The 26,118-nt window shown below is 71.7% G+C and carries 23 protein-coding genes; 8 read left to right on the top strand and 15 right to left on the bottom strand.

Translation table 11 applies throughout. The annotated features are described in order from the left end of the window. Nucleotides 1–107: 107 nt before the first annotated feature. Nucleotides 108–479, bottom strand: a complete 372-nt coding sequence (locus DN771_RS29390; protein WP_162941704.1) for a pyridoxamine 5'-phosphate oxidase family protein — start codon at nucleotides 477–479, stop codon at nucleotides 108–110. Nucleotides 480–587: 108 nt separating this feature from the next. On the opposite strand from DN771_RS29390, the gene DN771_RS08245 reads away from it, so the two are divergent. Further along, nucleotides 588–1,457: a universal stress protein gene (locus tag DN771_RS08245; protein WP_162941703.1), complete on the top strand. Its 870-nt coding sequence runs from the start codon at nucleotides 588–590 to the stop codon at nucleotides 1,455–1,457. A gap of 32 nt (nucleotides 1,458–1,489) precedes the next feature. Here the strand turns inward: DN771_RS08245 and DN771_RS08240 are convergent, their stop codons facing one another. Then, the gene (locus tag DN771_RS08240; RefSeq protein ID WP_205528485.1) at nucleotides 1,490–2,620 is read right to left on the bottom strand and encodes a GAF domain-containing sensor histidine kinase; all 1,131 of its coding nucleotides are present in this window, start codon (nucleotides 2,618–2,620) and stop codon (nucleotides 1,490–1,492) included. 24 nt (nucleotides 2,621–2,644) lie between these two features. On the opposite strand from DN771_RS08240, the gene DN771_RS08235 reads away from it, so the two are divergent. From DN771_RS08235 to DN771_RS08225, 3 genes are all read left to right on the top strand, one after another. Next, nucleotides 2,645–3,295, top strand: a complete 651-nt coding sequence (locus DN771_RS08235; protein WP_116996885.1) for a response regulator — start codon at nucleotides 2,645–2,647, stop codon at nucleotides 3,293–3,295. Nucleotides 3,296–3,424: 129 nt separating this feature from the next. Further along, on the top strand, nucleotides 3,425–4,108 hold the full coding sequence (locus DN771_RS08230) for a hypothetical protein (protein ID WP_205528484.1): 684 nt from the start codon (nucleotides 3,425–3,427) through the stop codon (nucleotides 4,106–4,108). Nucleotides 4,109–4,556: 448 nt separating this feature from the next. Next, entirely contained in the window at nucleotides 4,557–6,008 is a 1,452-nt protein-coding gene (locus DN771_RS08225) for a multicopper oxidase domain-containing protein (RefSeq protein ID WP_116996884.1), read from the top strand. A 28-nt stretch (nucleotides 6,009–6,036) separates the two neighbouring features. Here DN771_RS08225 and DN771_RS08220 read toward each other — a convergent pair whose 3' ends face one another. From DN771_RS08220 to DN771_RS08180, 9 genes are all read right to left on the bottom strand, one after another. Beyond that, the gene (locus DN771_RS08220) at nucleotides 6,037–6,312 is read right to left on the bottom strand and encodes a DUF4326 domain-containing protein (protein WP_116996883.1); all 276 of its coding nucleotides are present in this window, start codon (nucleotides 6,310–6,312) and stop codon (nucleotides 6,037–6,039) included. Nucleotides 6,313–6,347: 35 nt separating this feature from the next. After that, a complete protein-coding gene (locus tag DN771_RS08215; RefSeq protein ID WP_116996882.1) occupies nucleotides 6,348–6,872 on the bottom strand; it encodes a hypothetical protein in 525 nt (174 codons plus the stop codon). A 139-nt stretch (nucleotides 6,873–7,011) separates the two neighbouring features. Beyond that, a complete protein-coding gene (locus DN771_RS08210) occupies nucleotides 7,012–7,827 on the bottom strand; it encodes a serine hydrolase (RefSeq protein WP_116996881.1) in 816 nt (271 codons plus the stop codon). Beyond that, the gene (locus DN771_RS08205) at nucleotides 7,827–8,591 is read right to left on the bottom strand and encodes a type 1 glutamine amidotransferase (protein ID WP_116996880.1); all 765 of its coding nucleotides are present in this window, start codon (nucleotides 8,589–8,591) and stop codon (nucleotides 7,827–7,829) included. Before DN771_RS08205 ends, DN771_RS08210 begins: the two co-directional genes overlap by 1 nt. 58 nt (nucleotides 8,592–8,649) lie before the next feature. Further along, nucleotides 8,650–9,720: an ABC transporter ATP-binding protein gene (locus DN771_RS08200; RefSeq protein WP_116996879.1), complete on the bottom strand. Its 1,071-nt coding sequence runs from the start codon at nucleotides 9,718–9,720 to the stop codon at nucleotides 8,650–8,652. Continuing rightward, nucleotides 9,713–10,756 carry an ABC transporter ATP-binding protein gene (locus DN771_RS08195; protein WP_116996878.1) on the bottom strand — a complete coding sequence of 348 codons (1,044 nt, stop codon included), beginning with the start codon at nucleotides 10,754–10,756 and terminating at the stop codon, nucleotides 9,713–9,715. The genes DN771_RS08200 and DN771_RS08195 overlap by 8 nt, the downstream gene beginning before the upstream one ends. Then, nucleotides 10,753–11,700 (bottom strand): ABC transporter permease, encoded by a 948-nt coding sequence (locus DN771_RS08190; protein WP_116996877.1) that lies wholly within the window; start codon nucleotides 11,698–11,700, stop codon nucleotides 10,753–10,755. The genes DN771_RS08195 and DN771_RS08190 overlap by 4 nt, the downstream gene beginning before the upstream one ends. 241 nt (nucleotides 11,701–11,941) lie before the next feature. After that, nucleotides 11,942–12,946 (bottom strand): ABC transporter permease, encoded by a 1,005-nt coding sequence (locus DN771_RS08185; RefSeq protein WP_116996876.1) that lies wholly within the window; start codon nucleotides 12,944–12,946, stop codon nucleotides 11,942–11,944. A gap of 96 nt (nucleotides 12,947–13,042) precedes the next feature. Further along, the gene (locus DN771_RS08180; protein ID WP_162941702.1) at nucleotides 13,043–14,698 is read right to left on the bottom strand and encodes a peptide ABC transporter substrate-binding protein; all 1,656 of its coding nucleotides are present in this window, start codon (nucleotides 14,696–14,698) and stop codon (nucleotides 13,043–13,045) included. Nucleotides 14,699–14,883: 185 nt separating this feature from the next. Here DN771_RS08180 and DN771_RS08175 point away from each other — a divergent pair, with 185 nt between their 5' ends. From DN771_RS08175 to DN771_RS08160, 4 genes are all read left to right on the top strand, one after another. Further along, on the top strand, nucleotides 14,884–15,831 hold the full coding sequence (locus DN771_RS08175) for a S66 peptidase family protein (RefSeq protein WP_420810922.1): 948 nt from the start codon (nucleotides 14,884–14,886) through the stop codon (nucleotides 15,829–15,831). A 61-nt stretch (nucleotides 15,832–15,892) separates the two neighbouring features. Further along, nucleotides 15,893–16,102, top strand: a complete 210-nt coding sequence (locus DN771_RS08170) for a hypothetical protein (RefSeq protein WP_116996873.1) — start codon at nucleotides 15,893–15,895, stop codon at nucleotides 16,100–16,102. Continuing rightward, nucleotides 16,083–16,655, top strand: coding sequence for a hypothetical protein (locus DN771_RS08165; RefSeq protein WP_116996872.1), 573 nt, complete (start codon nucleotides 16,083–16,085; stop codon nucleotides 16,653–16,655). The genes DN771_RS08170 and DN771_RS08165 overlap by 20 nt, the downstream gene beginning before the upstream one ends. 160 nt (nucleotides 16,656–16,815) lie before the next feature. Beyond that, complete coding sequence (locus DN771_RS08160) at nucleotides 16,816–18,099, top strand: acyl-CoA dehydrogenase family protein (RefSeq protein WP_116996871.1); 1,284 nt, start codon at nucleotides 16,816–16,818, stop codon at nucleotides 18,097–18,099. 92 nt (nucleotides 18,100–18,191) lie between these two features. On the opposite strand, the gene DN771_RS08155 is transcribed toward DN771_RS08160, so the two are convergent. From DN771_RS08155 to DN771_RS08140, 4 genes are all read right to left on the bottom strand, one after another. Continuing rightward, on the bottom strand, nucleotides 18,192–19,718 hold the full coding sequence (locus DN771_RS08155; RefSeq protein WP_116996870.1) for an aminotransferase class V-fold PLP-dependent enzyme: 1,527 nt from the start codon (nucleotides 19,716–19,718) through the stop codon (nucleotides 18,192–18,194). A gap of 113 nt (nucleotides 19,719–19,831) precedes the next feature. Beyond that, a complete protein-coding gene (locus tag DN771_RS08150; RefSeq protein ID WP_162941701.1) occupies nucleotides 19,832–22,543 on the bottom strand; it encodes an AAA family ATPase in 2,712 nt (903 codons plus the stop codon). 77 nt (nucleotides 22,544–22,620) lie between these two features. Further along, a complete protein-coding gene (locus DN771_RS08145; RefSeq protein WP_116996868.1) occupies nucleotides 22,621–25,320 on the bottom strand; it encodes a LuxR C-terminal-related transcriptional regulator in 2,700 nt (899 codons plus the stop codon). A gap of 54 nt (nucleotides 25,321–25,374) precedes the next feature. Then, nucleotides 25,375–25,923: a hypothetical protein gene (locus DN771_RS08140; RefSeq protein WP_116996867.1), complete on the bottom strand. Its 549-nt coding sequence runs from the start codon at nucleotides 25,921–25,923 to the stop codon at nucleotides 25,375–25,377. Nucleotides 25,924–26,118: the final 195 nt, after the last annotated feature.

The following is a 26,118-nucleotide window of genomic DNA, read 5'->3' as shown; positions in this document are numbered from 1 at the left end:
GCTCGACCGAGCAGTCGCGGATCGCCGTCGGCAACGGTGACGATCCGTGACACACTCGTCCGTCCCGGTGGTCGGGCCCAGCCGGGAGGTGCCAGCGGAGCGACGGACTACGACGCCGGGCCGTCGACGCTGCAACCGGTGATCGAGGCGGTGTCGAGCACGCCCACCACGGTCCCGTCAGCGTGCCACTCGGCACCGCGCAGCGGGCCGGTGACGGCGACGCTCCACGCGATCGACGTCTCCGGATCGGTGACGTCCGCCTGGAGGCACACGATGTGGCCGCCGGAAGCGGCCGCGGTCAGGATGCCGGTGCACGCGTCGATGACGATCTGCACGCCGTCCAGCCGGTAGCGCACGGGGACGATCACCGGAAGGGCCTGGTTCGACAGTGCGACACGGGCGCGATCGGTCGTCGCCAACAAGGCGAGACACGCCCGACGGTCGAGCTCGCGGATTCCGGCGGCCCCGTCACACGTCACGTCTGCATGGTCGGCTGCGATCACCGACGCGGCCAGGGCCGAATGTCCCGACAGGCGTGGACCGTCGCCCCTACGGACCGACGCGTTCTGCCCGGCATCGTCGTGGTCATGGAACGCATCGTCGTCGGAGTCGACGAGTCGCCGTCCGCCCTGACGGCGATCCGTTGGGCCGTTCGAGAATGCCGCCACAGGGGTGGGCGGCTCTCGGCGGTCATGGCCTGGACCTATCTCGGCCAGCACCACGGCACCGGCGACGATGTGTTCCGCCCCGAGTACGGCGAGCGTGACGCGGCAGCGGCGCTCGACGAGATCCTCGCCCAGGTCGACCTCGACGGGGTGGAGGTCGAACGACAGGTGGTGTGCGGGCTCCCGGTCCCCACGCTCCTCGAGGCGTCGGCCGACGCCGATCTGCTCGTGGTGGGGGCGCGGGGCATGGGCGGCTTTCGCGGGCTGCTGCTCGGCTCGGTGAGCCAGCAGTGTGCGCACCACACGACCGTGCCATTGGCCATCGTCCGTCACGATTCCTGGGTGGCCCAGGCCGGCGACGACGGCGAGATCGTCGTCGGTGTCGATGGCTCGAAGCCGTCGCAGCTCGCCCTGGAATGGGCGCTCGCCGAGGCCGCGGCCCGCGGGACGCGGCTGGTCGCCGTGCACGCCCATCGGCCGGTGCTCCTCCCCGAGGCCGCGGCGTTCGGACCGCACGGTGACGTGCTCGACCTGGCGGCCGAAGGTGAAGCGATGGTGCGCGGCGCCCTCACTGACGCCGGCGCCGACGAGCTCGGCGTGGCGATCGACGTGCGCGTGGTCTCCGGGTCCGCTGCGGCGGCCCTTCTCGACGCCGCCGCGGACACGGCGTCGATGGTCGTGGTCGGATCGCGCGGGCGCGGCGGGTTCCGCGGCGTGCTGCTCGGATCCGTCAGTCAGCAGGTGGTGCACCACGCACCGTGCGTCGCCATCGTCGTCCCCGGACCGCGCTGACCGGCTGCTGACCGGCTGGTCCAGTCGGGTGGTCAGCGCAGGGGTGCCGCCCACTCGACGACGGTGCCCCGATCGGCGCCCGGCGAGTGTCGGAACGTGCCGCCGACCGACGCGGCACGTTCGGCGAGATTCGTCAGGCCGCTCCGCCGTCCGGCGTCGGGTCCGATGCCGATCCCGTCGTCGGTCACCGTCAGGCGCACGACCGAGCCGTCGACCGTGAGGGCCACGTCCACGTGACTGGCGCGGGCGTGCCGGGCGACGTTGGACAGCGACTCGCGGAGGCTGAACACCAGGTGCACCGCCACCTCGTCGGGAACCGAGCTGTCGATCGGCCCGCTGAAGCGGCAGACCGGGTCGAAGCCGAGGGCGGCGGCGGCCTCGTTGCACACACCGACGATGTCGGCCCGCAGGCTCGCCGTCGGCACACGGCTCCGTCCCAGCTCGAAGATCGTGTTGCGGACGTGCTGAATCGTCACGTCGAGGTCGTCGACCACCCTCGACAGGCGCTCTTGTACCACGGGCTGGCTGGACATCTGCGCCGTCGCTTGCAGCGACAGCCCTGCGGCGAAGACCCGCTGGATGACGTCGTCGTGGAGGTCCCGGGCGATGCGCTCCCGCTCCTCGGTGAGCGTCGCGGACTGGAGCTGTTGATGCAGCCGGGCGCTGTCGATGGCGAGACCGGCCGCCGCGGCGAGGCCGACGACCAGCTCCTCGTCGGCGTCGGTGAAGACTCCGCCGCCGACCTTGTCGGTCAGGTAGAGGTTGCCGAAGACCTGGTCGTGCAGGAGGATCGGCACCCCGAGGAACGACGTCATCGGCGGATGGTGGGGCGGGAAGCCGTAGCTGTCGGGATGGGCGGTGAGATCGGGAAGGCGCAGCGGGCGAGGCTCGACGATCAGCAGGCCGAGGATCCCGTGCCCCTCGGGATAGCTGCCGATCTTCCGGACGCCTTCGTCGTCGATCCCGACGGTGACGAACTCGGCGAGCCGCGAGCGACCCTCGTCGAGCACGCCGAGCGCGCCGTAGGTGGCGTCGACGAGCTCGGTGGCCGTCTCGATGATGCGGCGCAGGATGACCGGGAGGCTCAGATCGGACCCGACGGACATCACCGCGTCGAGCAGCCGCCGCAGTTGTTCGGGTCCGGCGTGCGCGTAGCTCGTCACCGCCGCGATGATACGGTCAACCACGTGATCAGGGTCTTTCTCCTCGACGATCACGAGGTGGTGCGCCGGGGTGTGCGCGACCTGCTGGAAGCCGCCGGCGACCTGGAGGTGGTCGGCGAGGCCGGCACCGCCGAGGAGGCGCTGCGTCGCGTTCCGGCCACGAGGCCCGATGTCGCCGTGCTCGACGTGCGGCTCCCCGACGGCAGCGGCGTCGACGTCTGCCGGGACCTCCGGGCGGCGAACCCCGACCTCCACTGCCTGATGCTGACGTCGTTCAACGAGGACGAGGCACTCCTCGACGCCATCGTCGCGGGCGCGTCCGGCTACGTGCTCAAGGAGGTTCGCGGCGGCGATCTCGTCGACAGCGTACGGCGTGTGGCGAGGGGCGAGACCCTGCTCGATCCACTGGCCACGGCCCGGGTGATCGAGCGGCTGCGCAACCCGCCGGTCACCGAGGACCCCTTGGTCGCGCTCAGCCCGCAGGAGCGCCGCATCCTGCTGCTGCTGGCCGACGGGTTGACCAACCGCCAGATCGCCGACGAGATGTTCCTCGCCGAGAAGACGGTGAAGAACTACGTGTCGAACCTGCTGGCGAAATTGGGCATGGACCGGCGCACCCAAGCGGCCGTGTACGCGGCGCGCCTCGTCGACCGCCGGCGCGACGGGTCGCCCTGACGTCGGCGGCGGTTGCCGCGCCGGTCGCCGACCGGGACCAACGGCTTGCCCGTCGGGACCAAAGGCCGTATCGCCACGCCTCGGCCTTCCGTACGGTCAACGGTGACATCGTCCGAGAAAGGCGTCCCGATGACCACCCCGATCACTCCGACAACCCCGAGCCCGAGCCCGACCGCGTTCGGCTCGGACACTCAGCCGACCGCACCGGTGGTGGCCATCCGGCGCCGGACCGTCGACACCGTGCTCATCGCCCTCGGCGCCGTCGCTGCCGTCGTGTTCGGCGTGGCCGGCGGCTTGCTCACCTGGGGCGCGAACTTCGCTGACGACTACGTGGGACGTGAGCTCGGGGCCCAACAGGTGTTCTTCCCCGACGAAGCGGCGCTCGTCGACGAGGGTCGCGAGGATCTGGTGAAGTTCGCCGGCGAACAGGTCACAACGGGTGACGAGGCCGAGGCCTACGCCAGCTACATCGACGGGCACCTGCAGGGCATCGCCGATGGTGCCACCTACGCCGAGCTCGGCGCCGTGCAGGGCGAGGCCCGGGCCGCCGTCACGGCGGCGACCGAAGAGGGAGCGAGCGAGGACGAGATCGCCGAGCTGCAGGCCACCGTCGACGAGATCACGAGCCAGCGCGACACGCTCTTCCGTGGTGAGACCCTGCGTGGGCTGCTGCTGTCCACCTACGCCTGGTCGACGATCGGCACCATCGCCGGCATCGCCGCGATCGTCGCTTTCGTCGCCGCCGGCCTGATGGCCGTGCTGGTGGTCGCCGGCCTGGTGCACCTGCGCCGAGCCCATCGCCCCACCAGCTGACCCCCTGTCCTGGTGGGACGGACACGGGCGACCCCGCGCGGGGGCCGCCCGTGTCGTTTTCGGCACCCGCTCCGGGATCTGGGGCTCGATCGTGCCATTCGGTGGTCTGGGGCGGGATCGTGACGAAAACCGTCACGATCCAGCCCCCGAAACGTCCCCACGAGCCGCACTCCAGCCTCAGGAGCAGACCATCGTGCCGCAGCACAGCGAACAGACCTGTGCCTGACCCACGGCTCCGACATGAACGCCCGGAAACGCGACCGGTCCGGGATCTGGGGCTCGATCGTGACGGCTGTCACCGATCGAGTCTTGGGTCTCGTGCTGGCGCGATCTGGCCCGGTTCCCGGTGCTTCGGCGTGATCGCCTGGAGAAGGGGGCCGAAAGTCCCAAACAATCGGGACCGTCGTCCGTGTCGACCGGGACCGGCGAACCCGTTGGATGATCGACCATGGACGTGATCACCCCCCCGCCCCCGATCGACGACCCGGAGGAGCGGATCTCCCGGCTCGAAGGCGAGGTCGAGCGATACCGCATCAGCCGTGATGGTTGGACGCTCGGAGTGCTCGGCGTCGCCGTGCTCGTGCTGTTCGCCAGCATCATCGGCATCGGCCTGGCCCTCCGGAAGTCCGACGGTGGTGGCGGAGGGGCCGCCGCCGACCGGCCGGTGATCTCGGCCGACCTCAGCGAGTTCTCCATCGCCCTGTCCGCCGCCCAGATCGGTGTCGGCGGTTCGATCGAGATCACCAACAGCGGCTCGATGGAACACAACCTCGGCATCGAGGGCACCGACCTGCTGAGCGAGAACATCCCCTCCGGCGGGACGGCGACGCTCGACATCTCCGATCTCGAGCCGGGCACCTACACCGTCTACTGCGAGATCCCCGGCCACGCCGGCTCGGGGATGACCGCCACGCTCGTCGTCGGCGACGACGCCGCGGCGGCCGCCGGTGCCGCCGATCACTCGGACCACGCGATGATGACCGAGGAGGAGGCGGCCGCGATGGACCAGCGCATGATCGACTCCGTGCTGGAGTTCCCGGCCGAGACCGAGGGACGCGGCAACCAGGTGCTCGAGCCGACGATCCTGGCCGACGGCACCAAGCACTTCGAGCTGACCGCCTCGCTCGTCGACTGGGAGGTCGCACCCGGACAGATCGTCGAGGCGTGGGCCTACAACGGCATGGTGCCCGGGCCGCGGATCAACGTCGACGTCGGCGACACCGTCGAGGTGGAGATCACCAACGAGCTGCCCCTCGGCACCGACATCCACTGGCACGGCATCGACGTCCCCAACGAGATGGACGGCGTGGCGCCGCTCACCCAGGACCTCGTCGAGCCGGGCGAGACCTTCACCTACCGCTACACCACGACCGAGGCGGGGATCGGCATGTACCACGCCCACGCCCACGGCCACACGGCGGTGCCCAACGGCCTGTTCGGCACGATGTACGTCGGCGAACTGCCGTCGGTGGCCGGCACGACGATCTCTGGCATCGAGGTCCCAGCGGACATGGAGATCGCCCTCGACTTCCCGATGGTGGTCAACGACGCCGGGGCGATCGGCCTGACGCTCAACGGCAAGAGCTTCCCGGCGACCGAGCCGGTGGTCGTCGACGAGGGCGACTGGGTGCGGGTGACGTACTACAACGAGGGTCTCCAGGTGCACCCGATGCACCTGCACGGCTTCGAGCAGCTGGTGGTCGCCAAGGACGGCGAGCCGCTCGACGCTCCGTACGCCGCCGACACGATCCTCGTGTCGCCCGGTGAGCGCTACACCGTGCTCTTCCACGCCGAGCTGCCCGGCACCTGGGTGTGGCACTGCCACATCCTCAACCACGTCGAGTCCGACGACGGCATGTTCGGCATGGTGACGGCGCTGATCGTCAATCCGGCGGAGTAATCGGGGGGTGTGAGGTGGCGAACGCCGGTCAGGCGTTCGCCACCTCGATGAGGACGTCTGCGTGGCAGGGACCGTCGAGCGGGCAGTAGCACGCCAGGTCCTTGCCACGCAGTTCGCGTCTCACGTCCTCGACGGTGACGGCGAGGCGGCCGGCGAGCAGATCGTCGCGGTAGCGACGCACCGCTTCGGGTCGCCCGAGGCTGATCGGGTGCGGGTTGCCCCATCTGGTGGGACGGCTCACCACGACCGTGCCCTCGGGCAGGTGGGCCCCCTTGCGCCGGGAGCGTTGATGTCGCTGCGGCATGCGCCCAGTGTCCCAGACGCCGGGCCGGGCGTCGATCAGGCCGACCGCTGCTCGGCCGCCCGCAGCTTCTCGACGGTGACCCTGACGGCCTCGTCGAAGCGGTGCTCGGCGGCGTGGCCGGGACACAACGTGCGCTGGCGCGGCATGCACCGGACGGGTCGACCGGGCTCGCCGCAGCGCTCGCATCGCGTCATCGACTCGCCGGCGGCCTCGCGCAGCAGGCGGCGCACACCGGGCTCGTCGTCGATGGACGTGACGACACGGAGCTCCGCCCAGAGCGCGGCGGCCGTCGTGATCGCGAACGCGGGATCGATCGCTGCCAGGTTCGTCACGAGCTCACGTGCGATCGGGTCCCAGCCGGCGTCGAAGTGCACCAAGCGGTCGGTGCCGAGCGCCATGCGTCGCAGCAGGAAGCGGACCGAGGCCCGGCGGGGATCGAACCGCTGCGACGGGGGGAGGAGCTGCAGCCCTGGTTCGACGGGTGACCCGTCGAACCACAGCGACGTCAGGGCCGGGGGCACCGGTCGGTCGGGGACGGGGGACAGGTGGGGAGCCTTCATGCTCGCGGCTCGCTTTCGTTCGGAGGGACGCAGGGCATGGACGCCGATTCGTCATCCGGCCGGGACGCGACAGGTGACGTGAGCTCAGTATGAACGTCCCCTGTCACACTCGAGGTCGCCGGCGGCCGGCGACCCGTCATCAGGACGAGTGGAGGTGCACGGCGAGGTCGCCGAGCGCGCGGATCGTCTCCTCGGCGGCCGGCGGCTCGTAGCCGCGGGTGCAGACGGCGACGACGAGGGCACCGGGTCCCGGCTCACCGACGAACGCGACATCATGGCGGATCCCGTCGACCCAGCCCGACTTCGAGCCGAAGGGCACGCCGTCGGGAACGTGCGCCGTGAGGAGGCGGTCCTCCTGGCGGACCAGGAGGCCGAGCATCCACGCCGTGCGTTCGGGGTCGGCGAGCTCGCCGAGCACGAGCGCCGACATCAGCCGGGCGAGATCGTCGGCCGTCGTCAACCGCGTGGCGCCCTGGGCGACGGCGGCGAAATCGGAGTACATGCTGTCGAAGCTGCTCGACGTCGCGCCGGCATCGGCGAGGGCGGCGCCGACGGCGGGCAGGCCGACCACCTCGGTGACCATGTTGGTGGCCTCGTTGGAGGACACGACGATCATGCGCTCGACGGTGGCGGCGAACGACATCGGCGTGCCCGGCGGCGGCATCCCCTCGTCGATGTCGTCGGGGACGATCCGGTAGCTCGGCGCGCCGGGCACGAGCGATGTGAACGTGTCCGTGCTGACGAGCGGCGTGTCGAGCGAGACGGCCCCCGACTGCAACGCGCGCGCCGCAGCGGCGAGGACGGCGAGCTTCACCGTGGAGGCGGCGTAGAACGGCTCGTCGCCCGAGCGCGCGGCGAGCACCTCACCTGATGCCCGCCGAATGCAGAACGCGACGGTCGGCACGCCGTCGCTGTAGGCCGCCGGGCCGATCGACGCGGTGCCCGTGGCACCCATCAGCGGCGGCGTTCCCGCACGACGGCGGCGAACGCGCCGACGAGGGCCCGTGCCTGGCGGGTGTTGGCCTCGGCGTGGGCCATGGCGTCGGCGAGGAGCTGCGACCGGTCGAAGCCGTCGGTCATAAGCTGGGCGACGTCCCACTCGGCGATGCGTTCGGCGGGCGCCTCGGGATGGAACTGCACGCCCCACGCCGACCGGCCGAGGCGGAAGGCCTCGACGTCGCACGCTGCCGAGGTCCCGAGGTGCACGGCGTCGGCCGGTAGCCGGGTGATCGAGTCCTTGTGGTTCTGCATCATGCGCAGCCCTCCGTCGGGATCGTCGCCGGCGTCGCCACCGGATCCGGCGAGCTCGGCGAGCCCGGCGAACAACTCGTCGTCGGCTGCGGCCGCCAACAGGTCGACACGGCAGAACCCCTTCTCGGTCTCGCCCGACTGCGCCGTCACCTCACCGCCGCCGACGAGGGCGAGCAGCTGGGCGCCGAGGCAGATGCCGAGCACCGGGACGCCGGCCTCGACCGCCTCACCGACGATCGCCCGCTCGCGGGGCAGGAAGGGTGCCCGCTCGTCGTCGTCGGGCATGAAGCCGCCCCCCAGCAGCACCAGGCCGTCGGCCTGGTCACCGACATCGGCGAGGCGCCCGGGCAGGTCGTCACCGGCCACGATCACGGCGTCGATCTGTTCGTCGACGAGCCAACCCGGCAGGCGACCGGGACCGCTGCCCGGCGAGTTCTGCACGATGACGACCCGGGCTCGACCGCTCACGCCGACACCGTACCGTCGCGAAGTGCGAGCCGGGAGTGCGGAAGTCCGCGCCGCGAGCTCACAGTTCGTCGGCCCCGGCCGGGGTCATGCGGGACACGAAGTGGCAGGCGCCGGTGTGACCCGTCCCGGCTCCGGCGACGAGCGGTGGCGCCTCCGTGGCGCAGGGCGACGGCACCCCGTCGACGGCCGGCTCACCTTCGGCGACGAGACGTCTGGCCAGCCAGCAACGTGTGTGGAAGCGACACCCCGACGGCACGTCCGCCGGAGACGGAAGGTCGCCCTCGAGGACGATCTCCGGGCTGGCGAGGCGGGCCGCCGGGTCGGGGATGGGCACGGCCGACATCAACGCCCGCGTGTACGGGTGGGCGGGGCGGTCGTACACGTCGGCGGCGACGCCGTGTTCGACGATGCTGCCGAGGTACATCACGGCTACCTCGTCGGCGATGTGGCGGACCACGGCGAGGTCGTGGGCGATGAACAGGTACGAGAGGCCGAGCTCGTCCTGGAGGTCCTCGAGCAGGTTGATCACCTGGCCCTGCACCGACACGTCGAGCGCCGACACCGGTTCGTCGCACACCAGCACCTCGGGCTTCACGGCGAGTGCCCTGGCGATGCCGATCCGCTGGCGCTGACCGCCCGAGAACTGGTGGGGGTAGCGGTTCACGTGATCGGGGTCGAGACCCACGAGGTCGAGCAGCTCGCGCACTGCCCGCTCGCGGCCGCCCGCCGGAACGGCGTCGGGGTGGATGCGGTAGGGCTCGGCGACGATGTCTCCCACGGTCATGCGCGGGTTGAGCGACGTGTACGGGTCCTGGAACACCATCTGCACCCGCCGCCGCAGTGCCCTGCGCTCGGCGCGCGACCCGCGGGTGCCGAGGAGGTCGGTGATGTCGGTGCCGTCGAGCAGGACGCGTCCGGCCGTCGGGCGCTCGACCCCGACCAGCATCCGGGCAAGCGTCGACTTGCCCGAGCCCGACTCGCCGACCAGGCCCAGCGTCCGGCCGCGGTGCAGCGTCAGCGAGACGTCGTCGACCGCTCGCACCTCGCCGATCGTTCGGCGCAGCACCACGCCCCGGCGCACGGGGAACACCTTGCCGAGATGGCGCACCTCGAGGATCGGGTCACTCATCGGCGGCCCCCGCCTCGTCGACGCGGCCGGCCGCGACGCTCATCACCTCGCGGGCGACGTGGCAACGGCTCGTGCGGTATCCGGGCAGGAGCACGACCGGCGGATCGTCGGTGGCGCAGACGTCGATCGCGGCGTCGCAGCGCGGTTGGAACGGGCAGCCGGTCGTGATCTCGCCGGGGCGCGGTGGGCGGCCGGGGATGACCGCGAGTCGCCTGCGCCCGCGGTCCGGCTCGCCTGCCTGGCCGCCGAGGCTCGGCACGGCGCGCAGCAACGCCCGGGTGTACGGGTGCCCGGGCGCGGCGAACATGTCGCCCGCCGTGGCCTGTTCGACGGCGCGGCCGGCGTACATCACCGTCACGTCGTCGGCGACGGTGGCCACCACACCGAGGTCGTGCGTGATCAGCACCAGGCCCATCTGTCGCTCGGCCTGGATCTCGGCGAGCAGGCGGAGGATCTGGGCCTGCACGGTCACGTCGAGGGCCGTGGTCGGCTCGTCGGCGATGAGCACCTCGGGGTCCATGGCGAGGGCGGCGGCGATCATCACCCGTTGGCGCATGCCGCCGGAGAACTGGTGTGGGTGGTCACGGATGCGGTCGACGGCGCGGGGCACCTTCACGAGATCGAGCAGCTCGATGGCGCGGCGGCGGGCGTCGGCGCGGCTGAGACCGCGCCGCACGCGCAACGACTCGGTGAGCTGATAGCCGACGGTGTGGACCGGGTTGAGCGCGGCGAGGGCGTCCTGGAACACCATCGCCACGTGGTCGCCGGCGACGGCCCGGCGCTCCTTCGGGCGCATGCCGAGCAGCTCGGTGCCGCGGAAGCGGATCGAGCCGCGCGTCACCTTCGCCGTCGGGCCGAGCAGATCCATCACCGCCAGCGAGCTCACCGTCTTGCCGCAGCCCGACTCGCCGACGATCGCCAGCGTCCGGCCCGCCGTCACCGTGTAGGACAGGCCGTCCACGGCGGGGACCACGCCGTGGGGCGAACGGAACTCCACCGCCAGGTCCTCGACCTCGAGCACCACCTCGCCGCTCATCTCAGTCTCGGATCGAGGGCGTCGCGGAGGGCGTCGCCGAGCACGACGAGGGACAGCACGGTGGCGATCAGGCACGACAGCGGGAACAGCAGCAGATGCGGGTAGCCCCCGGTCACCCATTCGGCGCCGTTGCTGATCATGATGCCCCACGACACCGCCGGCGGCCGGACGCCGATGCCGAGGAAGGCGAGGACCGCCTCGGCGCCGATGATCCCGGCGATCGACGTGGGCACGAGGGCGGTGACCGGTCCGAGGGCGTTGGGCAGGACGTGGCGGAACATCACCCGCAGGTCGGACGCGCCGAGCACCTTGGCGGCCGTCACGTAGTCGAGACCCTTGGCCTCGAGAACGCTGGCCCGTACGTAGCGGGCGTAACCCATCCAGCCGAACATCGTGAGAACGATGGCGGGGAGGAGGATGTCGCCGAACGTGCCCGAGCCGACGTCCACGTTGCGGAACAGCGAGAGCATGAGGAGGGCGGCGAGGAGCAGCGGAACCACGAGGAACACCTCGATGGTCCGCGAGACGATCACGTCGACCCACCCCAGGTAGTAGCCGGCAGCCAGCCCGAGGAGCACACCGATGGTCACCGACACGCTGACGACCACGACGGCGAGGAGTAGGGACGGGCGGGCCCCGTGGACGAGCTGCGCGTACACGTCGCAGCCGAAGGCGTCGGTGCCGAATGGATGGGTGTCGCCGAATCCCTGGGGTCGGAGCTTCGACTGGGTGATGAGGCAGCTCTGCGGATCGGTGCTGGTGAACAGGCCGGGCACGGCGACGACGAGACCGAAGAAGGCGAGGATGACCGCCGCGGCGATCGTGTCGGGCCGCCGCCGGAGGCTGCGCCAGGCGTCGGCGGTGAGCGACCGCGTGGCCGCCGATTCGGCCACCTCGGCCGCCGTGGCGACCGCCGCCATCTCCCCGGCCGCGGCCTCACTCATCGGGGCCCTCCGCGCCACGCGTCACGGCCATCGTGAGCACGTCCCGCGCGGCGGCTGGATCCGGTAACCCTCCGTGTCGCGCTCTGACTCCGTCGGGGGGTTCGGGGGGCGGTAGCCCCCTGATGCGGCGGGCGGGCCGGCTTTGCCGGCCGCCGCCAGCAGCTGGGCGCGGCGGAGCCGCTCTTCGAAACTCGGCCGCCGAAGCGAGCGAGCGCAGCGAGCGATGCGGAGGCGGTCGACATCATTCGTAGCGGATCCTCGGATCGAGGGCGGCGTAGGCGACGTCGACGACGATCATCACGACGACGGTGACGATGGCGAGGATCGTCACCACGCCCACCACGAGCGAGACGTCGGACGCCCGCACCGCCTCCCACAGCACGCCACCCATGCCGTAGATGTTCATCATCCCCTCGGTGATCACCGCACCGCCGAGGGCATCGGCGAACGTCAGGCCGACGGCGGTCACCACGGGCACCGACGAGTTGCGTACCACGTGGTGGGTGACGACGTGCCGCTCGGGCAGTCCTTTGGCGCGTGCGGTGCGCACATGTTCGCTGCTGTAGCTCTCCAGCTGGCTGGCCCGGACGAGGCGGACGAAGGCCGCCGAGCCGGCGAGGCCGAGCAGGATGCCGGGGATCAGGAGCGTGGCCCACGGGTGATCGGCGTCGAACGACGGGCGGAACCACAGGGCCGGCAGGCTTTCGGCGCCGAAGTTCCTCGCGGCCCACTTCGACAGCGGGACCGAGAACACGTAGCGGTACACGAGCAGGAGCACGAACACCGGCAGGGCGTCGATCAGGACGCTGGTGAGGCGGATGCCGTGATCGGCGGCCTTGCCCCGCCACCGGGCGGCGATCGATCCGAGGACCATGCCGAGCGTCAGCCACGTCACCGTGACGATGCAGAACAGACGCAGCGTGTTGGGCGCCGCCGTGAACACGATGTCGGTCACGTCGCGGCCGCGCAGGTTGGTGCCGAAGTCGAGGCGGGCGTAGTCGGCGATGCGATCGAGGAACGGACCGAGGCACGGATTGCCCGGCTGGTCGTAGCACGGGTTGTCGAGGCCGTAACGCTTCTCGACGGCCGCCAGCTGCGCCGCGCTCGGCTGCCGGTCGCCGAAGAACGCCAGAGCCGGGTTGCCGTTGAGCTGGATGGCGAGCGTGGTGAGCAGATGCAGGGCGAGCACCACCAGGAACAGCGTCACCACCGCCTGGAGACATCGCCTCGCGATGTACCTGCCCATGTCAGGATCGCTCGACGGGGTCACCCGAGTGCCGGGTGTCCCGAAGGGGGACGCCCGACACTCGGGTGCGCTTCGACACTCGGGTGGGTTGGGCCGTCAGGCGGCGACCTCGAGCAGGCGCAGCTTGACGCGGCCGCTGAAGGGGTCGAGCACCACGTTCGACAGCCGCTCGCTGTAGTACACCGAGCTCACCGAGTAGTAGAGAGGCGCCGTCGGGAAGTCGGCGGCGAGGATCGCCTCGGCCTCCTGGTAGGCGGCCACCGCTTCGTCGAGCGTCGCCGCGCCGTCGCCTTCGGCAATGGCGGCCTCGAAGTCGGCGTTGTAGTAGCCGAAGTTGGTGTTGCCCTCCTCGGCGTTGCCCGAGGCGTACACCGGGGCGAGGTAGTTCTCGTTCAGCGGGTAGTCCGGGAACCAGTTGTTCCGGAACGGGCCGACGAACGCCCGCTCGCGGCGGTTGGCCGAGAAGTCGGGCGTGGCGTTGAGCTCGTAGGGGATGCCGAGGGTGGCCTGGATCGAGTCGCCGATCGCCTTGAAGATCTGCTCCTGCGTCGAGTCCTGACCGAGGCTGAGCACGAGCGTCTCGCCCTCCGGCCAGCCACCTGCCGCCTCGAGGGCGGCGACGGCCGCCTCTGGGTCGTAGGTGCACCACTCGCACGTGCCGGCCTCGCCGCCGGGCACCGCTCCGGGCACCACCCACGAGTCGGCCGGCAGGTACTGGCCGGGCAGGAGCGCGGTGAGGATGTTGTCACGATCGATCGCCATCGAGATCGCCTTGCGGAACTCGATGTCGTCCCAGGGCGCCCCGAGGTACAACGGGAAGCCGAGGTAGGTGAGGGCGGCGCCGGGGCGCTCGACGTACCGGGACTGCAGGTCGGGGTCGGCCTCGGCGGCCGCCAGCTCGCTGGGCGGTGGGGCCGACGCGTCGATCGCGCCGGACAGGAAGTCGGGCCAGTCGTCGGTGCCGGCGTACTCGGTCCACTCGACCACGTCGAACGCGGGCGCCTCGTCGAGGGTGTAGTCGGCCCACTTGCTGGCCGTGAGGCTCACGCCCTGCTCCCACTCGTCGACCTGGAACGGCCCGTTGCCGATCGGCTGGACGGCACACGCCTCGATGTCGTCCACGCACGCCTGGGCGATCGGGAAGAACCCGGTGTAGCCGAGCATCGTGGAGAAGCCGGCGAACGGCGCCGTGAGCGTGACCTCGAGCGTGAGGTCGTCCGCGATGTTGAGGCCCGACAGCTCGGTGGCCTCCGGCTCGACGGTGACGGTGACGTTGCCGTCGTCGTCCTCCTCGTACTCGCCCTGCATCGCGTCGTAGCCCTCGATGCGCTCGAAGAAGTAGTTGTTCCCCATCGCGTTGGGGCCGTAGGCGGCGTAGTTCCACGCCCGTGCGAAGGCGCTGGCGTCCACCGGCTCGCCGTTCTGGAACGTCAGGTCGGGCCGGATCGTGATCGTCCACACCTGGTTGTCGGTGGTCTCGATCGACTCGGCGACGTACGGGTAGGGCTCGGTGGTCTCGGGGTCGTAGCGGACGAGACCGTCGTACACGACGTCGAGCACAGCGATGTTGTCGTCGAAGTTCGTGTCCATCGGCAGGAGCGTGTCGACGTTCTGACTGAGCGTGAGGTGCACGGTGACCGGCTCGCCGGAACTCTGCGCATCGCTGGCCCCGACTCCGCCGGCGACGGTCCCGACCGTCACTGCCATGGCCACGGTGGTGGCTGTCGCCACCGCCATCCGTCTCGTCGTCATCGACATCTCCTCTCGTCGTCTCGTGACCCTGGCGCGCGCCCTCGGATCTGGAGACCCTGGACACCACCTCGAGTGGCCCGAACCTAGCCCCTGTCGGAAGGGTCGTCGGACGGGCCCTGTGAACGCCGGGTGAACGGCCGCCGCCGGCTCGGGGATGCGTGCCGGAGGGTCGGGCAGCGGTCACGATGGAGTCGATGACGTCTCACGATCCGGTCCCGTTCGCCCCGGGAGTCCGTCCTCCGCGGTTGCGCGACGGCGACGTGGTGGCCGTCGTCGCGCCGTCGGGGCCAGTGCCACCGGACACGCTCGAGGCCGGTGTCGCGGTGCTCGAGGCGTGGGGAGTGCAGGTGCGCGTGATGCCCCACGTGCTCGACACACATCCCTCGTTGGGCTATCTCGCCGGCACGGATGCCGCACGCGCCGACGACTTCACGGCGGCGTGGGCCGACCCCGAGGTTCGGGCGGTCGTCTGTGCGCGCGGCGGGTACGGCGCCCACCGGATGGTCGATCTCGTCGACTGGGACACGCTGCGCGACGCCGCGCCGAAGGTGCTCGTGGGCTACAGCGACGTGACGGTGCTGCACCAGGCGGTGGCCTCGCGGCTCGGCGTCGTCACGCTGCACGGCCCGATGCCCGGGACGCGCGAGTTCGTCGACTCGACCGCGATGCAGGACCATCTCCGAGCCACGTTGTTCGAGCCGGAGACTGTGCAGCGGTTGGGCGGGCCCGATGCGCACGCCATCGTCGACGGCACGGCGACGGGCGTCACGACCGGTGGCTGCGTCTCGCTGATCACCACGTCGGTGGCGACGCCGACGCTGCCGGCGGCGCGCGGCGCCATCGTGCTGCTCGAGGACATCGACGAGAAGGCGTACCGCCTCGACTCCTACCTGACCCACCTGCGCCGAGCCGGCTGGTTCGACGGCGTCGCCGGCATCGCCCTCGGGTCCTGGGTCGGCTGCGAGATCGCCGAGCCGGTCGTCGCCGACATCCTCGGTGATCGCGGCGTGCCGATCCTCGGCGGTGTCGGCTTCGGCCACGGCCCCGACGCGCCGACCGTCCCCCTCGGCGCCGTCGCCACCATCGACACCGCCGACGGCTCGCTCACCTTCCACGAACCGGCACTGGCATGAGCCGGCCGCCGCCTCCATCGTAACGATCCTCCGCTCGTGACCACGCTCGTAGACTGAGGCCATGACGAAGGTCGTCGTGCACCGAGAGCGGTTCTCGGACGCCGTGCGCGGGGGGACGGAGCCGACCGCCGACGACGTCACGATCCTCCGTGACGGCCGCCGGCTCGACTCTGCGGAGAAGGTCCGGGCGTTCGTCGCCGAGTTCGACGCCGAACTGGCCCGACGCCGACGCATCGACGCGGACCGCGAGCGTGACCCGGGCAGACGCTGACATCGAGCCCGACGACGGGCCGCCGTTCGACCCCGATCGCCTGGTCGAGACGCTTGCCCGCCACGACGTCGACTATCTGTTGGTGGGCGGAATGGGGGCCCGCCTCCACGGGGCGACGCGACTCACCAAGGACCTCGACTGCCTGCCCCGCTTCGACGAGCACAACACGATGCGTCTCGCTGGCGCGATGCGCGAACTGCATGCTCGCTTGCGGGTGAACGGCCTCAGCGATGCCGAGAGCGTCAAGCTCACCAGCCACTTGCCGTCACCCGAGTTCTTCCGCCGCGACCAGATCTCGAACTGGATGACGGACGCCGGCCCGCTCGATGTGCTTCAGGACATGCCCGACCGGAGCGGTCAACGGCTCGTCTACGAGCAGCTCGTCGACCGAGCCACTGCTCACCAGTACGCCGGCGGCATCACCGTCGTGGTCGCCGGACTCGACGACATCGTGGCGTCGAAGGAGTACGCCGACCGCGACAAGGACCACGAGGCCCTGCCTGAGCTCTACCGGCTGCTCGGCCGCGACGACAAGCCAGACTCCACGGCCTGAGCTGGCACAGCAGTCGGTCGGGGATGCCGACGGGTACCACTCCGCGACCGCCGGGCTCCGGTAGTGAAAGCGCGGACGTCGGCGCTTAGGGTCGCTGGTCGCTACTTGGACGACTGCGCCGGACGCTGAGACCGGACACCCACGCACGACGGAGGCCGCAATGGCTTGGGATTTCTCCACCGAACCTGAATTTCAGGCGAAGCTCGACTGGGTCGCCCAGTTCTGCAAGGAGAAGGTCGAGCCGCTGGATTACGTGTTGCCGTACGCGGTGCGTTCGCCGGATCCGGTGGTGAAGGAGTACGCCCGCAGCCTGCAGCAGGAGATCAAGGACCAGGGATTGTGGGCGATCTTCCTCGACGAGGAGCTCGGCGGACCGGGGTTCGGGCAGCTCAAGCTGGGACTGTTGAACGAGGTGATCGGCCGCTACTCGTCGGCTCCGCAGCTGTTCGGCGCGGCGGCACCGGACACGGGGAACATGGAGATGCTCGCCGCCTACGGCACCGAGGAGCAGAAGAAGCGCTGGCTCGAGCCGCTGCTCGCCCAGGAGATGTTCTCGGCGTACTCGATGACCGAGCCGCAGGGCGGGTCCGATCCCAACCTGTTCAAGACGCACGCGGTGCGTGATGGCGGCGAGTGGGTGATCAACGGCGAGAAGTGGTTCACGAGCGCCGGCCGGGTGGCCGACATCTTGTTCGTGATGTGCACGAACGGCATGTTCGTGGTGCCGCGTGAGACGCCGGGCGTGGAGATCATGCCCGAGCCGCGCAACCACAACCACATCATCTACCGCGACGTCCGCGTGCCGCTCGACCACCTGCTCGGGCCCGAGGACGGCGCCAAGGTGTTGGCCCAGCGCCGTCTCGGCGGCGGGCGCATCCATCACGCGATGCGGACGATCGCCCAGTGCAAGCTGGCCTTCGACATGATGTGCGAGCGGGCGTTGAGCCGCGAGTCGCACGGCAAGATCATCGGTGAGCACCAGATGGTGCAGGAGAAGATCGCCGAGTCGTACGCCTCGTTGAAGATGCTGCGTCTCTACGTGTTGGAGACGGCGTGGCGGATGGATCAGACGTCTGGCCAGGAGACGCGCACCGACATCGCGGCCGTGAAGTTCACGATGGCCAAGGTGTTGCGGGAGATCTCGTTCAACGCTCTGCACATCCACGGCTCGTTGGGCACGACCGATCTCACGCCGTTGCAGGCGATGTACGCATCGGCGCCGACGATGGGTCTCGCCGACGGCGCTGACGAAGTGCACAAGGCGACCGTCGCCCGGCGCGTGCTCAAGGAGTACCGGCCGCACGAGGGCTACTGGCCGACGGAGTACCTCCCCGCCAAGCGCGAGGAGGCGTGGAAGAAGCTGGAGCCGGTCTTCGCCGAGAACCCGGCCCTGCGCGAGTCGGCCGAGCGCTACAAGGCCTACCTCGCCAAACGCCGTCGCTGACCCGCCCCAGCCCGACCCACCCGAGTGTTGAACCGCGCCGGAGTGTGGAATGCCCGCCTCTCGGGCATTCCACACTCGGATGGGTGCCGCGGTCAGGGTCGGTAGTCGCCGTGGCCGTCCACCCGATACGTGCCGGCCACGTCGCCGGCGACGATCGCGTCGAGGGCCTCCAGCAACCGGTCGACGTCCGACTCGTCGTTGTGCAGGCCGAGGCTCGCCCGCACGAAGCCCGGTCGGTCGGCGAAGCGGCCGGCGCGTATCTGCGCCACCTGTGCCCGTGACCCGGCTCGGTCGATGCCGAGCAGATGGGCGACGTATGGCTGGGCGCAGAAGCAGCCGCTGCGCACGCCGATGCCGTGCTCGAAGCCGAGGATCGCCGCGACCAGCCCGTGCGGCATGCCGCCGACGGTGAACGGGACGACGCCAATGGTGGTGGCGGGATCCTTCGGGCCGTAGACCCGCACGGCCGGGATCCGCGCCAGCCCGGCGAGCAGCCGCTCGTGCAAGCGCCGTTCGTGCTCGACGAGCGAGTCCCAGCCGAGCTCGCCCAACCGGGTCGCCGCTGCGGCGAACGCCACGGCCCCAGCCAGGTTCGGCGTTCCCGCCTCCTCACGGTGGGGCAGACCGGTCCAGACGATCTCGTCGAGCGTCACGGCGTCGACCGTCCCGCCGCCCGGATGCCCGGGCGCGGCGCCGAAGGCGCGACGGTCGCCGACGATGGCGCCGCTGCCGAACGGGGCGTAGAGCTTGTGGGCCGACAGCGCCACGAAATCGAGATGTTCGGGGTCGTCGTGGGGACGCATGTCGATCGGTCGGTGCGGCGCGAGCTGGGCGGCGTCGACGAGCACCCGGCCGCCGGCGGCGTGCACCCGGCGGGCGATCTCGTGGATCGGGGGCACGACGCCGGTGACGTTGGACGCGCCCGACACCACGAGCAGGGCGACGCGGCCGGCGAACTCGGCGAGGCGCCGGTCGAGATCGTCGAGATCGAGGCGACCGTCGCAACCGGCGCCGATGTGCCGGGTCGGCACGCGCGTGCGCCACGGCAGGTCGTTCGAGTGGTGCTCGAGGATCGTCGTGAGCACGACGTCGCCGTCGGCGACGGGCATCGATCCGGCCAAGGTGTTGACGGCCTCGGTGGTGTTCTTCGTGAACACGACCGTGTCGCGTTCGGGATCGGCACCGACGAAACGGGCGATCGCCGCACGCGACTCCTCGAATGCGTCAGTCGAGCGGCGGGCGTTGTAGCCGGCCCCGCGGTGGACGCTCCCGTAGTGGGGCAGCGCCTCCGAGATGGCGGCGATGGCCACGTGCATGGCCGGCGTCGTGGCGGCGTTGTCGAGGTTGACGTATGGCATGCGCCGGCCCGAGAGCGTGGGCACGCGCTCGCCCGAGCCGACCACCTCACGGCGCAGGGTCCGCGCCGCCGGCACAACCTGGGGCGCGTCGAGCTCGGGCACGGTGGGGACGGCCGGCACGTCGCGATGGGCGAGTCGCCCGAGGGCCGCGCGCATCCGGCCGTGGGACGGCGGCGTCCGGCGGGCGGTCGCCGGCGCGCCGGGCGCCGTGCCGACCGAGAACGACTTGGCGACCTGCGCCGCCATGAGGAATCGCGTCATGCCACCACTCACGCGCCGAGTCGCCGGAAGCGGTAGCGGGATATCCCTACACGTCTTCACGGGCGGTGGGCGCCGGTCGACGCCAGCCCTGAGACGACCGCGTCAGCGCGTGGTCACGACGGCTGCACGGCGACCGTCGCCAGCTCCGTCCGGGACCGAACGCCCAGCTTGCGGTACATGCGTGTGAGGTGGGCCTCGACGGTGGCGACGCTCACGTAGAGCTGGGCGGCGATCTCGCGGTTGCGGAGGCCGGCCGCCACCATCGTGGCGATCCTCGCCTCGGTCGGGGTGAGCTCGGCGCGCTCACGGCCGGGAGCGACCCGCTCGAGCTCGGCGTCGGCCTGCATGACCCATGGCTCGGCCCCCATGCCGGCGAACCGCCGGCGGGCGTCGGCGAGGGTGTCGGCGGCGGCGTTGCGCCGGCCGGACCGCCGCAGCGCTCGGCCCAGCTGGAGCAGCGTGCGGGCGGCGTCGACCCGATACCCGAGCTCGTCGAATCGACGGGCGGCATCCGCGAGTGGCCCGGCGGCGTCGGCCCGCCCGACGAGGGCGGCCATCCCGCGCCCGCGTATGGCTGCGGCGTCGATCCACGGTTGGTGCAGGTCGCTCGCCAGTTCGTCGAGCTCGGCCGACAGCTGGCCAGCAAGGCCGCGGTCGCCGGCGAGGGCCACGGCCTCGATGGCGTCGGGGAGCACCGGGACCACCGAGGGGAGTCGCACGCCGATCTCCCGCATCATCCTCAGGGCCGGCGCCAGGGCGGTGAGGGCCACGCTGGGTGCGCCCGACGCCAGGGCGAGGACGCCGAGGACGTGGTGGGCCATGACGAGACGGCTGCGCCCGTCCTGCTGGGCAGCCCGGGCCCGCAGCAGGTTGGCGGCGTCGCGCGCCCGGGGTGCGTCGCCGAGGTGCGACTGGACGATCCCGACCGGATACCCGAGCCAGGCGACGGCCTGCGCGTTGCCGGCGTCGGCGGCCGCCTCGACGCCTTCGTCGGCCAGCTCGGCGGCCGCCGCGAGGTTGCCCGAGGCGATCTCGAGGGCGGCCAGATCCAAGATGCGGTAGGGCCGGCTGAACTCCAGACCGGCCTCGACGCTCGCCCGGTGCAGGTCGACGAGGATCGTGCGGGCCTCGTCGAGTCGTCCGCACCACAGGCAGTGGCGTCCGTAGGTGCTCACCGGACCCCGCCCCAGTCGCTGGCCCGCGCCGGTCTCGGCGCGCCTGGCCAGTTCGAGCGCCCGGTCCATCAGGTCGTCGCGCGGCCGGCCGAGGAGGAGCCCGGCCGCCGCCACCGTCCCGGCGGCGAGCATCTCGAGCGTGACGTCGCCGAGCCGCGTGGCGATGGCGAGCGCTTCGCTCGCCTGGTCCATGCCCTTCTCCAGCTCGGCGCGGTGCACCACGTCGAGCCAGCCGCGCAGCTCGAGGATGCGGCCCCGCAGCGGCTCGTCGTCGCCCGCCTCGACGAGCGCCTGGGCGAGGTACTCGTCACCGCCGTCGAAGTCGATGCCCACGCGCAGGGCGATGGCCTCGGCGCGGATCGGTCCCGGCGGCAGCATGGCCACGAGGCGGTCGCCCTCGATCAAGGCCGTCGCCTTCTCGCCCGCCGCGGCCCGGTGGGCGATCGCCGCGAACACGCGCCGGATCCGCGCCTCGACGTCGTCGGGCGGCGTGACCCGGACGCTGTGCCACGCCAGATCGGCGGCCACGGCGACGGCACCGCGTCGAGCGGCGCGCGTCGCCGCCTCCTGCAGTTCGGCGGCGGCCGCGCGGTCGGGCTCGACGCACGAGAGGGCCACGTGGCGGGCCCGGGCGTCGGGATCGAGGACCGCGCCCGCGAGGCGGCCGTGCAGCATGCGCCGCTGCTCGGGGTCGAGCGCGGCGAGGGCCGACGACGCGAGGAGCGGGTGGCTCACCCGCACCAACAGGTCCTCACCGACGGTGAGCAGCCCGCTTTCCACCGCCCTCGCGATCAGGGCGGGTGCGTCGCCGGGGACGGCGCGAGCGATGAGCCCGGCGCTGCTCGGGCCGAGCGCGGCGACGACATGGACCACGTCGAGGACCTCGTCGGAGACGGCCGACAGCCGGTTGGTGAGCGCGCCCGCGAGGGTCGCCGGAAGGGAGGTCTCGAGCGAGTCGCCGAAGCGGTGGGCGTGGCGGGCGAGCTCGGCCGCGTAGAGCGGGTTGCCGCCGGACAGGGCATGGATCCGCGCCACCGTCGGGCGGGGGATGACGTCGACGACCGACGTGGCGACGACGCGGGTCGCGTCGAGCGGGAGCGGGCCGAGGAAGATCTCGTCACGCCGGTCGGCCGGGAGGGTCCGGTCGTCGGGCGGCGTCGACGCATCGGAACGTTCGGTGGCGAGCACGAGGACCGGCTCGGCGTCGAGCCGGCGCAACGCCGAACGGAGCGCCGGAGCCGACACCGGATCGAGCCAGTTCACGTCGTCGATCGCCACGACGACCGGCGACTCGCGGCAGAGCCGGCGGAGGGTGGCGAGGACGGCCCGCCCGCGCTCGAACCGGTCGATGTCGGGGGCGAGGACCCCGGCGCCGGCATCGGTGTCACCGAACAGCTCGGCGAGACCGACGAGCGGGCCACGCGACTCCTCCTCCGAGCACCGCGTGACCAGGCAGCGGTGTCCCGCGCGACGGTGGCGGTCGACGGCCTCGGCCCACAACCTCGTCTTGCCGATGCCGGCCTCACCCCGGATCACCAGGAAGCGGGTCCCCTCCGCGATGGAGCGGACCGTCTGGTCGATCCGATCGAGTTCCGGGTCGCGTCCGACCAGGGGAGCGTCGACCGGAGCGCTCGAGCGCGACACGGTCACGCATCGACCGTACCGGACGCCGCGCCGGCGTGGCGCGGAAATCGCGGCCGGGCCGGGTCGGCACCGGCCGGCCCGTCTCAGCGCACGACCGTGACGAGCTCGGTGCGCGAGCGCACCTGCAGCTTGCGGTAGATGCGGGTGAGGTGGGCTTCCACGGTGGCCACCGAGATGTTCAGCTCGCCGGCGATCTCGCGGTTGCGTCGTCCGGCCGCGACGAGGGCGACGACCCGAGATTCGGTGGGAGTCAGATCGGTGGTCTCGCGGGTGGGAGCGACGCGCCGGATCTCGGCCTCGGTCTGGGCCTCCCATGGTTCCGTGCCGAGCGCGCGAAACCGAGCCTGGGCGTCGGCCAGCGCATCCGCCGATCGCCTGCGCAGGCCAGCGCGCCGGAGGGCCTTGGCCTGGAGGAGAAGCGCCCGGGCGGCGTCGAGCCGGTAGCCGAGCTCGTCGAAGATCGCCGCCGCCTCGCCGAGCCGGGGGACGGCATCGGCGTCGCCGGCGGCGAAGGCGGCCAGCCCGCGCCCTCGGACCGCAGCGGCGGTGACCCACGGTTCGTCCACGGCGGCGGCGCGGCGTTCCATCTCGTCGGCCACGTGGGCGCAGGCCCGCACGTCGCCCGACAACGCCACGGCCTCGGCGAAGTCGCTCACGATCGGCACCATGGCGGGGAGCAGCACACCGGCGGACCGGAAGCGGTCGACGCCCGTGCGCATCTCGGCCGCGGCGTGCGACGGGCGGCCGGCGGCCATCGCCGCCATGCCGAGGACGTGATCGGCCATCACCAGGCGGGAGTGTCCGTCGTCCAGCATCCCGCGCGTCCGGAGCAGGCCCGCCCAGCGTTCGGCGCGGTCGGTGTCGCCGAGGTGCGCCGCAGCGAGTCCGGCGGGGTAGGCCAGCCACGCCGTGGCCTGCTCGTTGCCCCCGTCGCCGGCGGCCTCGATCCCGTCGTCGGCCAGTTCGGCGGCGCGGGTGACATCGCCGGCCGCCAGTTCGAGGAGGGCGAGGTCGAAGAGCCGGTACGGGCGTTGGAACTCGAGGCCGGCGCTGACGTAGGCGCTCGCCAGCTGCTCGAAGATGGCGCGGGCCTCGCCGAGGCGCCCGGACCAGAGGCAGACCCGGCCCTTCACGATGGCCGGTGTGTGCCCGAGGCGGGCGTCGCCAGGCGGGGTGTCGAGGGCGATGGCGTGCTCCATCAACTCGGGCCGCGGCCGGCCGAGCATCGAGCTGGCCATCGCCACGGTGCTCGACGCGAGCATCTCGACGGTCCGGTCGCCGATCGACCGGGCGAGCGCCAGGGCCTGTTCGCCGTCGGCGAGTCCCTCGGTCGGCTGTGACCGGTGCATCGTGGCCATCCACGCCCGCATCTCGAGGACACGTCCGCGCAGGAGATCGTCGTCGCCGGCCTCGTCCAGTGCCTGCTCGAGATAGCGGTCGGCATCGGCGTAGTCGATGCCGACCCGCATCGCGATCACCTCGGCCCGAGCTCGCCCCGGCGGCAGCGAGGCGACCAGGGCATCGGTCTCGCTCAACGCCCGCACGGTGTCGCCGGCCGCGGCGCGGTGGCGGATGGCCGCCGTGCTGCGGCGCACGCGTGACCGCTCGTCGCTCAGCGGGGTGACGCGGACGGCGTGGGCGGCGAGATCGGCGGCCAGCGCCGACGCGCCTCGCCGCGCCGCCCGCCCGGCCGCTCCCTCCAGCTCGGCGGCGACGTCGGCATCGGGTTCGGCGCACGAGTGGACGAGGTGACGGGCGCGCGCGTCGGGGTCGGTCACCACGTCCGCCAGGCGCCCGTGCAGCTCCTGGCGATCGACCGGATTCATCGCCGCGAGCACCGACGCCGACACCAACGGATGATCGAACCGCACGATTCCGTCGGGGCCGACGACGAGGAGGCCCTGGCCGACGGCGTCGGCGATGGTCGCCGCGGCGTCGGCGATGCCGGCCACGCCGGCGATGGTGGCTGCGTCGCTCGGACCGAGGGCGGCGGCGACGCGCAGGACGGACCGAACCGCGGGCGACACGGCGCCGATGCGGGCGGACACGGCGTCGCGGAGCGTCGGCGGCACGGACGCCACGAGCGGGTCGTCGAAGCGGTGCACGGCGCGCGCCAGCTCGATGGCGTACATCGGATTGCCCCCCGACAACTCGTGCACCCGCTGCAGCGCAGGGCGCGGCAACGCGCCGATCGTCGAGGACACGATGTGCCGCGTCGCTCGGCGCGAGACCGGTCCGAGCACGAGGTGCTCGGACCGGTCGGAGGGAATCGTCGTGCTCGCTGCCTCGGCGTCAGGCTCGGTTCGCTCGGTCACGAGCACGGTGACCGGGTCGTGGTCGAGCCGGCGGAAGGCGTACCGCAAGGCGGCCGCGGACACCGGGTCGAGCCACGGGACGTCGTCGATGGCCACGACCGTCGGCCTGTCGGCCGACAACGTCCGCAGCGCCTCGAGCACGAGATGGCCGCGTTCGAGGCGGTCGACGTCGGGCAGCAGCACGCGCTGATCGACGGGCTGGTCCTCGAAGAGGTCGATGAGCCCGACCATCGCGCCCTGGCTCTCCTCCTCGGAGCACAGGGTGACGAGCACCCGGTTGCCGGTCCGGCGCAGACGGTCGAGGGCCCACCGCCACATCACGGTCTTGCCGATGCCCGCCTCGCCGCGGATCGCGACGAACCGGGGTCCTCGTGCCGCCGACTGGACCAGCTCGTCGAGCCGCGCCGCCTCCCGTTCGCGGCCCGGTGGAGCGGTCGCAACCGGCGCGCCCGGGTGCTCCGCGGCCATCGGCCCACGGTAGCCACCGGGCGGTCCGGTGAGCGCCGGGGTTGTCCGTGCGGGCTACTGCGGGTGGACCTGCGCCTCGTACACGCCGAGCGCCTCGTCGGACGCACCGCTCGACTTGTTCAGCGTGTAGGTCCACAGCGCATCCCACTCGTCGACGTAGGCCTCGACGAGGTCGGTGCCGGCGGGCTTGGTGCTGGCCGGAGCCTTGAGGTGGAGGGTCTCGGTCGTCTTGTTCTCGTGGCCACCGACCGTGGCGATCGTGTTGGCGAACGCCTCGCCGTCGAAGACGTCGGCCGCGCCGGCGCCCTTCACCTTGGCGCCGCTCTTGGAGATGATGCGGAGCTTGACGTCCTTCATCGTGAGCGGACCGCGGTTGAAGATCTGCAGCTTGAAGTCGACCTCCTCGTTGGTGTTGATCGACGTGCCGGCGTCGGGTGAGACGTCGACGAACGAGACGGTGACGTAGGTCGACAGGTAGTCCTCCACCGCATCGGCGATGTCGTCGAGGATGGTGTGCACCGGCAGGTTGGGGATGCCATCGATCGGACCGTCGATCGGATTTTCGATCGGGCTGCCGACGATGGTCGGGGTTGCGGTTCCCACGTGGGGCCTCCTTGTGTTGGATCGCGCCCCGGATTCGGTGGGAACGCGACGGTTGTTGTGTTCGTGGCCAACGTAAGGAGAGGGCGGGAACGGGGGTAGCGGGGTTCCCCTACAAAGGTCGGCGCGGCTCAGCCCCCACCCATCCGAGTGTTGAACCGCGCCCGAGTGTGGAATGCCCGACTGCCGGGCAGTCCA

It is taken from the genome of Desertimonas flava, from assembly GCF_003426815.1.
GTDB lineage: Bacteria > Actinomycetota > Acidimicrobiia > Acidimicrobiales > Ilumatobacteraceae > Desertimonas > Desertimonas flava.
The sequence above is the reverse complement of the archived record's forward strand: the minus strand, read 5'-3'. Positions and strand labels throughout refer to the sequence as shown.

Bases quoted from the DNA above. Each gene is read 5' to 3' on its own strand.
- DN771_RS08155 (WP_116996870.1), bottom strand. From the start codon at position 19,718: ATGACGCGATTCCTCATGGCGGCGCAGGTCGCCAAGTCGTTCTCGGTC.
- DN771_RS08190 (WP_116996877.1), bottom strand. From the start codon at position 11,700: ATGAGTGAGGCCGCGGCCGGGGAGATGGCGGCGGTCGCCACGGCGGCC.
- DN771_RS08170 (WP_116996873.1), top strand. From the start codon at position 15,893: ATGACGAAGGTCGTCGTGCACCGAGAGCGGTTCTCGGACGCCGTGCGC.
- DN771_RS08145 (WP_116996868.1), bottom strand. From the start codon at position 25,320: ATGGCCGCGGAGCACCCGGGCGCGCCGGTTGCGACCGCTCCACCGGGC.
- DN771_RS08180 (WP_162941702.1), bottom strand. From the start codon at position 14,698: ATGACGACGAGACGGATGGCGGTGGCGACAGCCACCACCGTGGCCATG.
- DN771_RS08200 (WP_116996879.1), bottom strand. From the start codon at position 9,720: ATGAGTGACCCGATCCTCGAGGTGCGCCATCTCGGCAAGGTGTTCCCC.
- DN771_RS08225 (WP_116996884.1), top strand. From the start codon at position 4,557: ATGGACGTGATCACCCCCCCGCCCCCGATCGACGACCCGGAGGAGCGG.
- DN771_RS08185 (WP_116996876.1), bottom strand. From the start codon at position 12,946: ATGGGCAGGTACATCGCGAGGCGATGTCTCCAGGCGGTGGTGACGCTG.
- DN771_RS08210 (WP_116996881.1), bottom strand. From the start codon at position 7,827: ATGGGTGCCACGGGCACCGCGTCGATCGGCCCGGCGGCCTACAGCGAC.
- DN771_RS08215 (WP_116996882.1), bottom strand. From the start codon at position 6,872: ATGAAGGCTCCCCACCTGTCCCCCGTCCCCGACCGACCGGTGCCCCCG.
- DN771_RS08245 (WP_162941703.1), top strand. From the start codon at position 588: ATGGAACGCATCGTCGTCGGAGTCGACGAGTCGCCGTCCGCCCTGACG.
- DN771_RS08230 (WP_205528484.1), top strand. From the start codon at position 3,425: ATGACCACCCCGATCACTCCGACAACCCCGAGCCCGAGCCCGACCGCG.
- DN771_RS08195 (WP_116996878.1), bottom strand. From the start codon at position 10,756: ATGAGCGGCGAGGTGGTGCTCGAGGTCGAGGACCTGGCGGTGGAGTTC.
- DN771_RS08220 (WP_116996883.1), bottom strand. From the start codon at position 6,312: ATGCCGCAGCGACATCAACGCTCCCGGCGCAAGGGGGCCCACCTGCCC.
- DN771_RS08160 (WP_116996871.1), top strand. From the start codon at position 16,816: ATGGCTTGGGATTTCTCCACCGAACCTGAATTTCAGGCGAAGCTCGAC.
- DN771_RS08175 (WP_420810922.1), top strand. From the start codon at position 14,884: ATGGAGTCGATGACGTCTCACGATCCGGTCCCGTTCGCCCCGGGAGTC.